Annotated in this window: 17 protein-coding genes, 1 tRNA gene and 1 pseudogene; 13 read left to right on the forward strand and 6 right to left on the reverse strand. The window is 63.8% G+C overall.

The annotated features are described in order from the left end of the window. From G0A00_RS12140 to G0A00_RS12160, 6 genes and pseudogenes are all read left to right on the forward strand, one after another. A pseudogene (locus tag G0A00_RS12140) lies at positions 1 to 308 on the forward strand (hypothetical protein); the annotation flags it as partial. After that, entirely contained in the window at positions 305 to 637 is a 333-nt protein-coding gene (locus G0A00_RS12145; protein ID WP_164181512.1) for a hypothetical protein, read from the forward strand. The pseudogene G0A00_RS12140 and the gene G0A00_RS12145, both read left to right, overlap by 4 nt. Next, positions 634 to 768, forward strand: coding sequence for a hypothetical protein (locus tag G0A00_RS26750; RefSeq protein WP_255455346.1), 135 nt, complete (start codon positions 634 to 636; stop codon positions 766 to 768). The genes G0A00_RS12145 and G0A00_RS26750 overlap by 4 nt, the downstream gene beginning before the upstream one ends. Positions 769 to 840: 72 nt before the next feature. Next, positions 841 to 1,500 (forward strand): N-acetylmuramoyl-L-alanine amidase, encoded by a 660-nt coding sequence (locus tag G0A00_RS12150; protein WP_164181511.1) that lies wholly within the window; start codon positions 841 to 843, stop codon positions 1,498 to 1,500. Further along, positions 1,497 to 1,811, forward strand: a complete 315-nt coding sequence (locus tag G0A00_RS12155) for a hypothetical protein (protein ID WP_164181509.1) — start codon at positions 1,497 to 1,499, stop codon at positions 1,809 to 1,811. The genes G0A00_RS12150 and G0A00_RS12155 overlap by 4 nt, the downstream gene beginning before the upstream one ends. Before the next feature lie 220 nt (positions 1,812 to 2,031). Continuing rightward, entirely contained in the window at positions 2,032 to 4,008 is a 1,977-nt protein-coding gene (locus G0A00_RS12160; protein ID WP_164181505.1) for a hypothetical protein, read from the forward strand. 527 nt (positions 4,009 to 4,535) lie between these two features. Here G0A00_RS12160 and G0A00_RS12165 read toward each other — a convergent pair. Continuing rightward, a complete protein-coding gene (locus tag G0A00_RS12165; RefSeq protein ID WP_203595359.1) occupies positions 4,536 to 4,949 on the reverse strand; it encodes a cytochrome c in 414 nt (137 codons plus the stop codon). A 157-nt stretch (positions 4,950 to 5,106) separates the two neighbouring features. Between G0A00_RS12165 and G0A00_RS26865 the strand changes: the two genes are divergently transcribed. Next, positions 5,107 to 5,706 carry a transglutaminase-like cysteine peptidase gene (locus G0A00_RS26865; RefSeq protein WP_164181503.1) on the forward strand — a complete coding sequence of 200 codons (600 nt, stop codon included), beginning with the start codon at positions 5,107 to 5,109 and terminating at the stop codon, positions 5,704 to 5,706. Between the two features lie 402 nt (positions 5,707 to 6,108). Here the strand turns inward: G0A00_RS26865 and G0A00_RS26755 are convergent, their stop codons facing one another. The 3 genes from G0A00_RS26755 to G0A00_RS12185 all read right to left on the reverse strand — a co-directional run bounded on the left by G0A00_RS26755 (position 6,109) and on the right by G0A00_RS12185 (position 8,693). Further along, positions 6,109 to 6,789, reverse strand: coding sequence for a calcium-binding protein (locus G0A00_RS26755; RefSeq protein WP_164181501.1), 681 nt, complete (start codon positions 6,787 to 6,789; stop codon positions 6,109 to 6,111). Between the two features lie 73 nt (positions 6,790 to 6,862). Beyond that, on the reverse strand, positions 6,863 to 7,927 hold the full coding sequence (locus G0A00_RS12180; protein ID WP_164181499.1) for a hypothetical protein: 1,065 nt from the start codon (positions 7,925 to 7,927) through the stop codon (positions 6,863 to 6,865). Positions 7,928 to 8,402: 475 nt separating this feature from the next. Continuing rightward, complete coding sequence (locus G0A00_RS12185) at positions 8,403 to 8,693, reverse strand: hypothetical protein (RefSeq protein WP_164181497.1); 291 nt, start codon at positions 8,691 to 8,693, stop codon at positions 8,403 to 8,405. A gap of 948 nt (positions 8,694 to 9,641) precedes the next feature. Between G0A00_RS12185 and G0A00_RS12190 the strand changes: the two genes are divergently transcribed. From G0A00_RS12190 to G0A00_RS12215, 6 genes are all read left to right on the forward strand, one after another. After that, positions 9,642 to 10,133 carry a cold-shock protein gene (locus G0A00_RS12190; protein ID WP_164181495.1) on the forward strand — a complete coding sequence of 164 codons (492 nt, stop codon included), beginning with the start codon at positions 9,642 to 9,644 and terminating at the stop codon, positions 10,131 to 10,133. Further along, a complete protein-coding gene (locus tag G0A00_RS12195; protein WP_164181493.1) occupies positions 10,120 to 10,482 on the forward strand; it encodes a hypothetical protein in 363 nt (120 codons plus the stop codon). Before G0A00_RS12190 ends, G0A00_RS12195 begins: the two co-directional genes overlap by 14 nt. Further along, positions 10,461 to 10,715, forward strand: coding sequence for a hypothetical protein (locus tag G0A00_RS12200; protein WP_164181491.1), 255 nt, complete (start codon positions 10,461 to 10,463; stop codon positions 10,713 to 10,715). Before G0A00_RS12195 ends, G0A00_RS12200 begins: the two co-directional genes overlap by 22 nt. Continuing rightward, entirely contained in the window at positions 10,715 to 10,900 is a 186-nt protein-coding gene (locus G0A00_RS12205) for a hypothetical protein (protein ID WP_164181489.1), read from the forward strand. Before G0A00_RS12200 ends, G0A00_RS12205 begins: the two co-directional genes overlap by 1 nt. Continuing rightward, on the forward strand, positions 10,893 to 11,171 hold the full coding sequence (locus G0A00_RS12210; RefSeq protein WP_164181488.1) for a hypothetical protein: 279 nt from the start codon (positions 10,893 to 10,895) through the stop codon (positions 11,169 to 11,171). Before G0A00_RS12205 ends, G0A00_RS12210 begins: the two co-directional genes overlap by 8 nt. Before the next feature lie 187 nt (positions 11,172 to 11,358). Next, positions 11,359 to 11,562 (forward strand): helix-turn-helix domain-containing protein, encoded by a 204-nt coding sequence (locus G0A00_RS12215; RefSeq protein WP_164181486.1) that lies wholly within the window; start codon positions 11,359 to 11,361, stop codon positions 11,560 to 11,562. 88 nt (positions 11,563 to 11,650) lie between these two features. On the opposite strand, the gene G0A00_RS12220 is transcribed toward G0A00_RS12215, so the two are convergent. After that, positions 11,651 to 11,726, reverse strand: a tRNA-Thr gene (locus G0A00_RS12220). Positions 11,727 to 11,776: 50 nt separating this feature from the next. Then, positions 11,777 to 13,432: an iron ABC transporter permease gene (locus tag G0A00_RS12225; protein WP_164181484.1), complete on the reverse strand. Its 1,656-nt coding sequence runs from the start codon at positions 13,430 to 13,432 to the stop codon at positions 11,777 to 11,779. Between the last annotated feature and the right edge of the window lie 53 nt (positions 13,433 to 13,485).

Raw genomic sequence — 13,485 nt, forward strand, 5'->3', positions numbered from 1 at the left:
ATCCTATCGGATTTCCGGCTTCGTGGGTGGACCACTTCAAAGGGGCTGGCTCAATTGTGCTTGGTGTCTCGAGCCGCACCACCGCGGCCATCACCGGGGCCACGTCTTACGAGGTCGGCATCGTCGGCGAGACGTCAAAATTCGGCGGCTCGCTCGGTGTGTCTCTGGGCTCTACCAACCTCGGCGTGATCGGGCCGCAGGCGTTCTATGCCGATACGCCCATCCGGCTGACTGCCTTGGGGTCCGATTTCACCGGCGGCTCTGTTCGGCTTGCCATTCACTATCTGACCGTGGGGGTACCGTCATGAGCCATGAGCCAAACCTGTTTAGCGAAATCTTCAACGAGCGCGGCGCCCTGCTCGCCCTCTTCGGCGCGCTGGGCGGCACGGTGCGCTCTGCCGCGCTCAAGACCACATGGCGTGAGGGTCTGCGCGTTACCTTCATTGGCAGCTGCACCAGCTTCGGCGTCGGCGCCCTCGCGCCCACGCTGCTGAAGCCTTGGATTGGCGAATTGCCCGAGGAGATGTCAGGCGCGCTGGGCACGCTTTGTGCCGCGGCGTTTCTGGTCGGGCTCGTCTCGGTGACCATCATCGAGCGGTTCATCGAAGAGCAAAAATCCGAAAGGGATAGCGAATGAAGAAGACCAAGATTTGCCGGCGCCCGAAGCGATCACCCTGTGAGGACTTCTGGTACATGATCAAGCTCGGCGCTGTGTTGTTCGGGGCCTTGCTCGTCATCCTGCCCCCGGTTTTCGTACTGGTGCGCTGACACCCTTCTCCTTGCCGCTCCCGGCCCGCCCCTCGAGGCGGGCTTTTTCGTTTTCACAGGAGGCTACCCCCCATGAAGATCTCCACTCGGGACTTGCAGGCGCGCGTCGCCGCTCTCGGCTTCTCGCCGGGCCCTATCGACGGGCTTTGGGGCCCGCGCACCCAGCAGGCGCAGCGCGCGGCCATGGCGGCGCGCAAGGTCGGCTCCGTTGCGGAGCTCTTCCACTGCTCCGGCCTGCACCGCATCCATCTGCATTGGACCGCCGGTGCTTCGGGGGTGATCGAGCTTGAGCGGCAGCACTATCATCTGCTGATCGGGCAGGATGCCCGCGCCTATGCTGGCGCTCTGAAGCCCGAGGCCAATGCGGATTGCACCGATGGGGTCTATGCCGCGCATACCCGGGCGATGAACACCGGCGCCATCGGCGTCGCGCTCGACGCCATGGCGGGCGCGCTCGAGACGCCCTTCCATCCGGGGCCCTATCCCGTCACCCCCGAGCAGGTCGCCTTGCTTGCCGATGAGGTCGCCGATCTGTGCCTGACCTACGACATTCCGGTCACGCCCTTCTCGGTGCTGACCCATGCCGAGGTGCAGCCCACCCTCGGTGTCTGGCAGCGCCGGAAATGGGACATAACGTGGCTGCCGGGCATGAAGGCGCCCGGCAAACCGCGTGAGGTCGGCGACTCCCTCCGCGCCCGCATTTCCTCCGCCCTCGAGGCGCGGGCCGCATGATCCGCTCCGCGCTCCGGCTCGCGCTCTGCGCCATCGTCGCCTGCGGCCTTTGGTGGTTCGCGCGGCAGGTCAAAGCGCGGGCCGATCTCGAGGCGGAGTTGCGGGTCTCGAGAGCCGAGCTCGTCGGGGCGCGCACGGCACTGTCGCAGGCGCAGGAGGCGGCGCGGGTTCACCGCGTCTACCTCGAGCGCGCCGAGCGCGACCGCGAGCGCTGGACCGCGCTCGAGCACGAGTTGCAAACAATGGAGGGCCGCGATGCGCCTCTTTCCGATCTTCTGCGCGCTACTGCTGGGCGGCTGTATGGGCCGTGATGAGCTTGTGGTTGTCGCCCCGCCACCGGCGGTTCCTGCCGACCTTCTTCTGCCTTGCCCGGGGTATCCCGGGCCCGCTCCCGCCACCGAGGGGGAGCTTTCCGACGCATTGATCGCCGAGGCGCGCGGGCGCACCTGTGCCAATCGCAAACTCGAAACCATCAACGAGGTCTTGGCGCCCGAGTGACGCGGCGCCTTTCATCCACAGGGGGATGCACCCATGCCCAAGTTCCACAGCACGTCCGATTTCCCGACCATGCTCAGTCTCGACGCTGCCCTGATGGCGGCTGCCGCGGCCACCGCCACCGGGCCGTTCAAACTGGCGATTTGGGGCCAGTCGGAGGACGATCTGATGATGGCTGCCTTCTACGATCAGCTGGCTGCGGAGCCGCTGGTGGCCCAAGACAGGGTGACTTTCTGGCGCCATGACCGCACCAACGGCGGCGCGGCTGGGGTCGAGAGCCTTGCGGTCAACGACGCGGCGGTCACCGCCGGGACCGTCACCGGGCCGATGGTCGCCCTGGCGAATGTCTTCATGCGCCATCTTCCGGGGCGCGAGATCATCCTCGTCATGCACACGCAGGCCGGCACCGGCGTGCAGGAGCTCATGGACGACAGCTATGCCGGCTTCGGGCGTCTCTGGGCCGACGATCTGGCGCTGCATGAGGCCGCCACCGCCGATGGCGTGCCGGTGCAATACCTCTGGCACTCATGGTTCGCCGCGCCCGGCAGCTATGCCGAGGCCTATGGCGAGGCCTTTGCCGCCTTCCTCTTCGGGCGCGATCTGACCGGGGCGGCGCTGAGCTATTCCGAGGCCGCGCCCTTCGTGCTCGGTGATATCGCCATTTCCCACACCCTGCGCGATCTCTACGGCGATGCGATCACCGTGGTGCCCTGTGCCGGGGCGCATCGCTTTTCGCCCGCGGTGGATCTGCAAAGCGCCACGCTCGATGCCGCGGGCAATGCCTATGTCAGCTACTCGAGCAAGCAAGCCTGCACCACAAGCTGGCGCGCGCTGGTCGCCAGCAGCGCCTTCGCCGGGCGGTTCGCGGCGCTGACCTTCAACCTCAACGCCTATGCCAATGGCTATGACGATGGCGCCGGCGGCTGGACCGACAGCGCCCATCCGGCGCGTGATGTCGAGGGCGGGATGATCAACCGCGCGCGGATGATCGGCCATGCGGTGCTGCGCGGCATTGGCGTCACCTCCTGGGCGATCCCCGCCTTCGACATGTGCGCGTGGCAGAGCGATGGCTCTTATGTCGAGGTCTGGTCCACGGCGGGCGAGATCACCACCACGCGGATTGCCCGCGGCGAGGCCGCCCTCGATGAGAGTTTTGCCCATTGGACCGAGGTCATGGGCTGGCAGATCGACGGCGCCCCGGCGCAGCGCGCCGAGATCGTCGCGGGCCGGGTGCGGATCTACCCCAATGATGGCGGCAGCTTCACCGATGCCACGCTGCTGGGCTTTGGCGAGGGCGGTGCCAGCGGCATGCTGGAAAACCCCGAGGACTACCAAAACGAGATCTGGAAGAATTTCCCCATCGTCGACGTGGGGCTGAGCGATCTGCTCGGCGTGCCGCTGCGGCATCTGCCGGATCCGGCGGTGCTGGCCAGCACCATCCCCGGCAACCCGAGCTTCACCACCACCGATGCGGGCCCGTCTTTCCTCGATCCCGCGATGATCGGCAGCGGCGTCACAGGCTTTACCGCGCATCTTGTCGGCGCGCCGGATTTTTCCGGCAGCAACGGCTCGCCGCTGCTGGTCTCGGTCTCGGACGGGGTGTTGACGGTGGAATATTTCACCTCGAGCGGGCTCTTGCGCATCGGGCTGCGCGACGCCGACGGCAGCTATCCGGCGCTGGCCAGCACCACCGCGCCGGCGGGCACGCTCTCGGATGGGGTGGAGGCGGCGATCACCGTCTCGCTCGATCACGTGGCGGAGCTTCTGCGCGTCTGGGTGGATGACGTGCTGGTCTTCGACGAGAGCTTCGTCTCGGTCTCCGGCGTACTCAACGAAACCCGGTTCATCGGCTTCCTCGACGATGCGGTCGGCACTTGGAAAGAGCTCACCGCGTGGAAGGAGGCCACCTCCGATGGCACCCTGCCGAGCGGCGATCCTTACGTGCAGATCACCGGCCCGGCGGCTACCGCCAACGCTCACCCGTGGAAAACGGGCGACGACGCGGCAGCCTGACGCTGCCCCGCCACCGCGCTAGGGATGGCGGAGGGGTGACGGCGTGTCACCCCGCACCGCGCCATATTTTTCTGGGGTGTCCGCAAACCGCGTTGGTCCGCTATGCGAGACTTTCAGCCGTTCGCCGCATGTGCTCGATTTACGCTGCGCCACGAAGTCAGGAGGGAGAAAGGGCGGGGAGCGGTCGTTCGCTGCATCTTGGACGAACGGCAGGAATGCGCAGTAACCGGACCTTGCCGAGCACGGTTCACACCTCGAAAGCTGCCGTTCAGGCGGAGTGCAGCGATCGGCCCCTCCGAGCCCAAACTGACCGAGATTGAGCCGGAGCTTCGCTGCGGGTGCATTCGTCCGCTCCCAGCCCCTTTGCAGACGCATGTGCCCGCGCCCTGCTCAGGGCCAAAGCTGTCAGTCCCCTTGAATTGCCAAACCAGAGGTAGTGGACCTGTGCGCGCCTAGACCCAATTGACTGCCTTCCGGTCATTTGCTCGTAGTCGGATGAAGACCGCCAAGGAACGGACTTAGTGCAGCTACTGCTGGATTGAGGCCAAGTAGTAAACGAGAGACAGGATACGGCCTCTGGCGACCATCTCTGAGGTTTCACCACGCTGGCTGGTGGCTGAAGCCTGGAATCGCTCGCCCCATACCGGCATCGGCTCACCATGAGCCCTAACGCCGTCGCGGCCGTCGATGGTCGCTAGAACCGCTTCGAAGGGAAATGTCCCGTTGTTTGCCTGAGCAAGCTGCAGCAGGCCCGGAGTTGAGATGTTCAAGAGGCCCGCAAGCGGCCCATCGCCCATCGCGCTTTCTCCATGGCAACCCGCGCAAGCAACGAGATATTCCCTCTCGCCCGCTTCATCCGCTAGAGCCGGTGCGGAACCTCCGAACGTCACAAGACCAGCTCCGAAGACGGCAAAGAATGCAATTTGGTTGGTGCTCAACATGACGATCCCTCTCCTGGCGAGCAATCAGTGCCCAGGTGGCGATCATAGTGTGCGTATACTCAGTCCGTGTCATTGACGATGAACAAGAAGAATCCTTTGGGCTCACGGTACCAAGAGGTTTACGCGGCTTTAACTGACATAGCGTGGAGCTCTGAAAATGCACTTGCGCGGAATATTTCAGGCGATCATCGTTAGCTATATATCTGACCTATATTTTGCATATCCCCTGTCCGCTGAGCCAGCGCGTAACTTGAGTTTACCCATTGCGGAATTGCGAGACTCCCATTCTCCTTATACCTCGTACTGCATCCGGAATCCCAAACATTGCGACCTGTCAGGACCGCACGAGATCTCCTATCTGCCAGATACCATCTTGCTCCTTGAGGCCGCTAATGAAGCAGCGAGGCGGGCCATAGACTGCAGCGTGACAGACTTAGAACTCTACGGGGTCGAGGAATACTGGGCTTTCCCCGCAGCCGGCTTCGGTGATTGCGAGGATATTTCCTTATACAAAAGAGAATGGCTCGTTCAGCAGGGCCTTCCCCGTGGAGCGATGACTATCGCAATTGTACAACATCGTCGCACTTTAAGCTCCCACGCCGTGCTTCTTGTAGAAACGACCTACGGGACATACCTCTTGGATACGCTCGAAAATGAAGTCGATGTTTGGCATTCGTCCCCTTATAATTTTGAGAGTAGAGAGCGCCCTGATGGCAAATGGGAAAGGTATGACCAGGGGATTTGGAGTTATGATTAAATTGAAAGATGGTTGTAAGGTGGAACGGGGAAGGTCGGTTATCCCGCACCATGGCTTTCATGCGACGTGCGACTGGAAGTGAGCCCAAGCGGCTCGATCAGTGCTCCTGCCGGCCGGCCAGGCAACGCACAAGTCCGGAGTCAGCTCAAAGGTCACCATTGAGTCATCCAGCGGGTTTAAGTGAAGCCGACCTTCGCCACGCGACTCCGCTCGACCAGTTCGCCCGACGAAGTGGAGCTTCGTCGTAGGTACTGGTGTCGTGCCTTTATGATCTACAATTTGGGGAGCGACCTCTTGTACCAATTGCGAGTTACCGAAGGGATCGGCGGACGCCGACCCCTTCCCATCGCACATGCCCAAAACTTGTGTCGCAGTCGGAAGGCCCTTCACGGCGTGCATTCGTCAGAAAATGAAATCGTCGACGCTGAGATCAGCGGCCACGACGTCAAGGAGAAGGACTTGCATCTCCGCAGGGTGGTCCCCTTCGAGACTTCCGTTCGTGTCGACGTAAAGCATCGTGTTCGAGCCCTGCTGCACTGCCCAGACGGCGCCCTCCTGCGGTCCTTCCGAAAAGGAAGCTACGGTTCCTATCGCACTGAAATCGAAGACGTCTGTCCCGACGTGGAAATCCGTGATCGTTTCGGGAGATCCGTCGTCGCTGTCCTCTTCCTCTTCGTGATTGCCGTGGCCCGAAGCTTCACTTGCGGAACGGTAAACGAAAACATCGCGGCCAGGGCCTCCTGTTAAAACGTCGGCAGCGGCACCGCCGATGATCGTATCGTTTCCCCGTCCGCCGTCTATGGTGTCTGGGCCGCCGCCTCCATCGATGAAGTCATTACCATTCCCGCCCCAGACCTTGTCCGGACCGCCTTCGGCGAATACCTCATCATCGCCGTTTCCAGCTTCGATGATGTCAGGCCCGCCGCCAGCCCGAATGGTGTCCCTGCCGTTGCCGGCAAGGATAAACTGCGGTCCGCCGCCTGTGATTATCTCGTCTCGATGGTTGGTTCCCTCAACGAGAAGCGGCTCTTCGTCGTGTCCATCGTCATGTCCGAACGGCACAATTTTGTTTCGAGAATTCATAGGGTATTCCTCCCTCCCGGGACATGTCCGTGAAGACGCGGCACCGGCTTAGGCGCCGCGTCGTTCCAGAGCTTCAGGCGATCTCAAGTGCGAAAGCATTGTACTCGTGCATGAAGAAAATGACGGCGCGGGCATCGTCAGCAGCCTGAGCGAAATCATTCGCGCCCGAGCCAGTGGCATCCTCTTCGGTGAAGGACTGGCCGCCATCGGCCAAGACAAGATAGTTGTCGTCCCACCCTTCGCCGCCGAACACGAGGTCCATGATGAACCCTTCTTGGTACTCAAGATCGGGATCGTCATCGATGTTCATGTAATAGCCGACCTCAACTCCGTCATACCGAGCGTTCCGGTCATAGTTGTAGGTTTCCCCGCCCGCATCGCTGAATTCGAAATAGTCGATGTCGACTCCTGACTGCGATTGCGAAACTGCGTTTACTCCCAGAACGCTGTTCTCATAGAGCATCCCGTCCAGAGTCACCTCACCCTCCTTGGAGAAGGCCGCACCCAGCAGGCTAGACGGATCCCATGCCGGGTTTTCTGGATCATCACCGACAAGAGCCTGCAGAGGCTCGGGCCACGCGGTGATCAAGTCAATTGACCATCCTCCGGCGTCGCTTCCATCAGCATCTTGAGTCATCAGGTATCTGTAGAGCGCGAGGTTCTCCACTGGCGAGTCTATGGTCGCCTCGGTCCCGTCGATTTCATAGGTAATGCGCCCCGCCAAGTCGGTTCCGACACTTCCGGGATCTGCCGTCGCGATCTTTTCGAGGGCGGCGTCCAAGGCTTTTTCCATGACCTTGTCCGGTGCTCGCGCAACGTTGGCGCGCTCCAGTTCGACCTCCAGGGTGAAGGCTTCCCGGTCAGGATCGAGAATCCAGTCAGGATTGGCCGGGTCTTCAGAAGCCGGGTCGGCGACGTAGAAGATCGGATCGCCATCCGAACCCACCAGAATAGGGTTACCATTACCGTCGAGTACGGGCTCGCCGTTTCCTCCATCCCCATCGGTCGGATCAAGGTCCCTCAGCAGGACATACATGTCACCAAAGAGTTCGCCCTTTTTGACCCCGGCCCCGGTTGGCCGACCTCCACCGTTGCCGCCACCGACACCAGCTCCATTTCCGCTTCCACCTCTTGCCATCGTCTCATCCTCCATGATGACGAAAATCGGATAGCCCCAAACATACTAGTTTTGGAATGCGTATGCCTTGACGTGCGTCAAGGCATAGTTGGGTTTCGAACGCCGCATTTGCGCTCAGAGGGGCCGATCGCTGCGCCCGCCTGAAAGGCAGCTTCCGGTGGGTTAATCGAGCTCTGAAAGGACCGCTTCCTGCACATTGCCGCCGCTGCTCGCGACCAACGTTGCGCATGCAGCGAACGGCAGGAAGGTCCGCTCCTTGGTCGCCCCGGCCTTTCTGGACGGAGGTCCGCTTCGCCAGAAGGGCACCGCAAGGCTGACGGCGAGTTTGGGCTGGGACCGGTCATCCGCTGCGCCTGGCGCGAATGACCGGAATGGGCCGGTAGGGATGGGCGCGCCCATGCCGCAGGTGCGAAATCCCCTGCGAGCAACGCGGTCAGATAGGGGCTCGAAGCGGACCTCTGCCATGTCACCGGATTTACGATGCCTGGACAAGCTCCGCAGGTCGCATCCCCGCCAGCCGCACCTCCATCCAGCGGATGTAGCCGCTGAAGTTCTTCGCGGCTGGTCCGCAGAAGGGCTTGATGAAGCTCTTGTACCGGGCGTGGAGCGAGTTCACGTTCTGGATGTAATAGCAGCCTGAGGTCACGCGCGTGTTTGGCTTGCTGCCGACAACGGAGTGCTCGAAACCGGCTGCCGCTGCGAGGTTCTTGCAGCCGTTGGCACCGTCGGAGAAGAGCACGGCATCATCCGGCACCAGAGGCGTCATGGCGCGCTCCGCTGTGGCACACTTGCGGTTCGGTAGCCGCCGCAAGAGGCGAGAACTGAACCGCCACGGTCGGCGACCGTGAGGATGGAGAGTTGCCATTTAAAGAGACCCTGCTTCATCTTCATCCCTTGCGTCGTGAAGTCTTCCCAGCGAGGTCGCGGCGGCCGCGGGACACTCTGTGGATCGGCGAAGTGGCGGACCAATTCTCGCGCTCCCTTCCGCGACTCTCGCTTCTAGGTCTCATCCGCCTCGATGATCCCGGAGAAACTCGGCGATGACCTCCTGCTCCCGATGATCAAAAACACTAGCATCCGCCGGCGTCAGACCATGTATCTGTTGGGCCCGAGCCGTCTCGCGAGCTTGCGCACCGACTGCGGTGCAGTGGTGTCCAGCACATCCCGTAGCGCCACCATTAACAGGTCTGGGCGATGGATGCGGCCGATGGCGCTGCCGGTTCGGCCCGAATAGGTCTTCTGGCAGCCGGTGCAGCGGTAGCGCTAGACCTTGGTCCGCGTGCGGCCCCACTTCTGGCGGCTCTCCTCGCCGCAGAAGGGGCTCTTGTGATCTTGGTTTGCCCGTGCTTCGACCGCCGGGATCGTTTCCGTCTTTTGTCGGAGATCTTGCATCTTCGTCTGGGCGCCTTCGATTTGGGCCGGGTTAAGGGCGTCGAGGGCGTCGAGGGCGTCGAGGGCGTCGAGGGCGTCGAGGGCGTCGAGAAAGCGGCGAAAGCGTTGGTGTAGCAAGGGCGTCCTCAGAAGGAAAAGCTAAGCAATATAGGCCCTTCAGCGAAATGACGAAGCGCACATACACGGTATGCGGACATCCCTATTTTATCTGGGTGGCACAGCCCCGGCGTTTGGAATCCGGTCGCTGCCACCCTGCCACCCCTGCCCCCGATTGCACGCTGACCTTGGCTGAAATGGTCAGCCTGCAATCTGGTGTTTACCCATGTCTGAAATCGCTAAATGCGCCGCAAAGCGCTTCCGCTCGGAGCGCGGCTATGGCTTCGTCACTCTGCCCGAGGGCGACGATATCTTCCTCCACCTCTCCATCCTGCGCGAGTGTGGCTTCGAAGCGCCGCCGCAGGGCGCCACTGTCGAGGTCGAGTATCGCCCCTCGCCAAAGGGCCTCGAGGCCATCCGGGTGCTCTCCATTGAGGGCGGCACGCCCGAGCCGGAGGTGCCCATTCCCGACCACATCGTCGCCGCTCGGGTGAAGCTCTTCGACTTCCGCCGCGGCTTCGGCTTTGCCATACCCTTCGGCTATCCGGGGCGCGATGTCTTCTTCTCCATGGACGCGCTGGACGCTCTGCCGACCGCGCCTGCGCCCGGCGAGGCGGTCGTGCTCGTGCTCGAACCCGGGCCGCGCCCGCGCGCCGCGCGCGTCCTGCGCTGGGATCAGGCCACACATAGTGGGGAGGCACTCGATGTCGCTTCCTGATCCCATGACGCCCGAGCAGGTGCAGGCGCTGGCGCGCTCGCTCTCGCGCATCGGCGAGATCGACACCTCGATCAACAAGTTGGGCAAGCTGCTCTCCGACTCTCCGGTGCTGCCCGACGAACTCGGCTCAAAGTTGCGCGCGATCGTCGGGGCGCGGGTGATGCCGCATTTCACCGACGAGCGGCTCGGGCAGGTCATTCTTGCCGCCGTGATCAATGCGCTGCTGCATGAGCGTGGGCTCATCGAGGCGGTCGCGAAGGGCTTTGCGCTCGTGCCCGACGCACCCTGCCCCCGCCAAGAACTCGAGGCTATCTGGGAGACGCATGAATGCGGAACGACCAACCTGTGACCGAGGCGAGCATCGATTTTGGCTGCGGCTGCACCAAGTGCCGCGCCCTCGCCCTGCTACAAACCGCCCGGGTGATCGCGCCTGAAAGCCACGAGGAGGCCCGGCTGCTTCTGCTGATGGCAGCCGCGCTCGATACCGAGGGCACCGCCGGGTGGCTTGCCGCCACCGCGCAGGCGTTCTCGATCTCGCGCCGCATCCTTCGGGACGCGCCACCGCCGCGGAGGATGCACTGATGGCGGTCTGGATCGCGCCGCCCTGGTGGCTCGGCGATGAGGCGCATGCCTATGCCGACACCGCGCTCGAGGCGGAGCGCGCCTCCATCTCGCGCGTGCTGGGCCCGGATGGCTGCCCCTTGCCCTATGAGGCGCGCCCCACCCTCGGCTTCGATCTGCGCCCGCAGGAGCGGCGTCATGGCTGATCTGCACCGCAACCCGCGCCCGTCTCGTGCGGCGATGAAACACGCGGCGCATCGCCAGCTGTGGCGGCTCGTCGAGGGCGCGGTGACCGACGCCTTCCGCAGCCATCCTGATTATCTCACCGACCGGGGCAGCCGCCTTGCGGTCGAGAGCGTTACCAAGCGCGTTGTCGGCACCCTTGTCGGCCACGCCATCCAGACCCGCGAGGGTGGTCGCTTCGGCGGCTCTCGTCGCGCGGCCTCGCTAACAGGCCGCGCAGGCTCCGGCGATTAACGGAGCCAATCCGGGGCGACTTCCTGCGCCCCGTAGCCCGCTCGGCATGCAGGTGCCGGGCGGGCTTTTTCGTGCCCGGCGCCGGGGGTGGCAAGCCTCCGGCGTTTGGATTCCGGTCGCTGCCACCCTGCCACCCCTGCCCGCCGTTTCAGGGTGTTGCATGTCATCGCAACGAGGAGTTTCCAAAATGACCGCATCAATCAAGCCGCTCTACGTCCGTCTGGCGCAGGCTCAGGAGGTTTTCGGCATCCACCGGGTGACCTTCTACCGATGGGCGGCCGCGGGCCAGATTCGCATCCATAAGAAGGGTGCGATGTCGCTGCTCAAAGTCTCGGAGGTCGAGGCGTTCCTCGAAAACCGTACCGAAGCGTTGCAAGACGTTGCGTCGTAATGCGCGTGCGCTTGGGGGGCTACTTGGGGGGCCGCCGTAGCGGCCACCTTTCACTTTCCTGTCTTTTCAAACACTTAGGCAGGAAAAGTGGTGCCCCCACACGGACTCGAACCGCGGACCTACTGATTACAAATCAGTTGCTCTACCAGCTGAGCTATAGGGGCACCGTGGGCGCAGGGATATGCCAGCTTGGCCACCGGGTGCAAGGGGGATTTCACCGATTTGCCTTTGCCAGAAGTCCAACCGCCGCCAGACCGACGCCGATCACCAGCACTGCGGCGGGGGCGGCGCCTCCGAGGTTCTCCAGCGATGCCTGATCATGCACGCGGGTTGCCAGCGTCTCGTAGTTGAACGGGCGCAGGAGCAGCGTTGCGGGAAGCTCTTTCACGCAATCGACGAAGACCAGCAGCAGCGCCGAGGCGACCGAGCCGCGCATCAGCGGCACATAGACCTCGCGCAGGGTCTGGCCTTGTGTGCGACCGAGCGACCGGGCTGCTCGTGCGAGGTTGGGCGAGACCCGGCCCATTGCGGCGTCCGCCGCGCCTTGGGCGATGGCGAAGAAGCGCACGAAGTAGGAGAGCACCAGCGCAAAGGCCGAGCCGGTCAGCACGAGGCCGATGTCCACGCCGGTGAGCGCCTCGACGCCGTCGGCGAGCATGTGATCCACCGCGGCGAGCGGGATCAGGATGCCGACGCCCAGCACGGCGCCGGGTGCCGCGTAGCCGATGGTGCTGACCGGCAGCAGCAGCCGCGGCAGTTGCCGCCCCGACAGGCGCACGCCATAGACCAGAAACACCCCGCCCAGCACGGTCAGCACCGCAGCGATGCCGCCAACGCTGAGCGTGTTCGCTCCGGCGCGCCAGAGATCCGGGTCCGACCAAGCGCCCGCGTTGTCGAGCGCGTGCCCGAGGATCACCCATGCCGGCAGCACAAAGCCCATGGCAAAGGGAATGACGCAGGCCAGCGCGGCCCCCCATGCCCAGCCCCCCGCGAGCCGCGTACGCGGCACCGGGCGGTGGCGCGACGAGAGGTTGAAGAACCGCATCTTCCGGCGCGAGCCCTTCTCCAGCAGCACCAGCAGGATCACCAGCGCCAGCACCGTCCCGGCGATCTGCGCCGCGCCGCCCGCGTTGTTGCTCTGCAGCCAGACGCTGAAAATGCCGGTGGTCAGCGTCTGCACCGAGAAGTAATCGACCGTGCCGAAATCATTCACCGCTTCCATCATCGCGATCGCCATGCCCGCGGCGATCGCGGGCCTCGCCAGCGGCAGCCCCACCCGCCAGAACCGGGCAAAGGCGCCCTGCCCCAGCGAGCGCGCCACCTCATCGGCGCTGCCCGGCTGCTCGCGGAAGGCGTTGCGTGCGAGCAGGTAGACATAGGGGTAAAGCGCCGCAGAGAGCACGAGGATCGCCGCGCCCATGGATCGGATCTCGGGGAACCAATAGTCGCGCGAGGTCTGCCAGCCAAAGATCTGCCGCAGCCCGGTCTGCACCGGCCCGGCGTATTCCAGAAAATCCACCAGCGCATAGGCGCCCACATAGGCCGGGATCGCCAGTGGCAGCAGCAGCAGCCATTCGAGCCAGCGCCGTCCGGGGAACTCGTAGCGCGCGATCAGCCATGCGGCCCCCGATCCGGCGGCCCCGGCCAGCAGGCCAACCCCAGCCATCAGTTTCAGCGTATTGCCGAAATAGCGCGGCAGCGTCGTCGACACGAGATGCGGCCAGATGTTCTCGCTTGGAAAGAGCGCGATCCAGAGCACCGCGAGGATCGGCGCCACCACCACAGACGCGATCAGCGCCGCCCCCAGCGACCACGGGCTCGGCCAGCGCGCGCGAAAGCGGCGGGGGGCGCTGTTGTCGGCAAGGCTCATGGCGGCTCCTTCGTGGATCCCTCTGGGTCGCGCGCGGTTTCGCTCGGGCGCAA

The sequence above is a fragment of the Salipiger sp. PrR002 genome, from assembly GCF_010500775.1.
Classification (GTDB): domain Bacteria; phylum Pseudomonadota; class Alphaproteobacteria; order Rhodobacterales; family Rhodobacteraceae; genus Salipiger.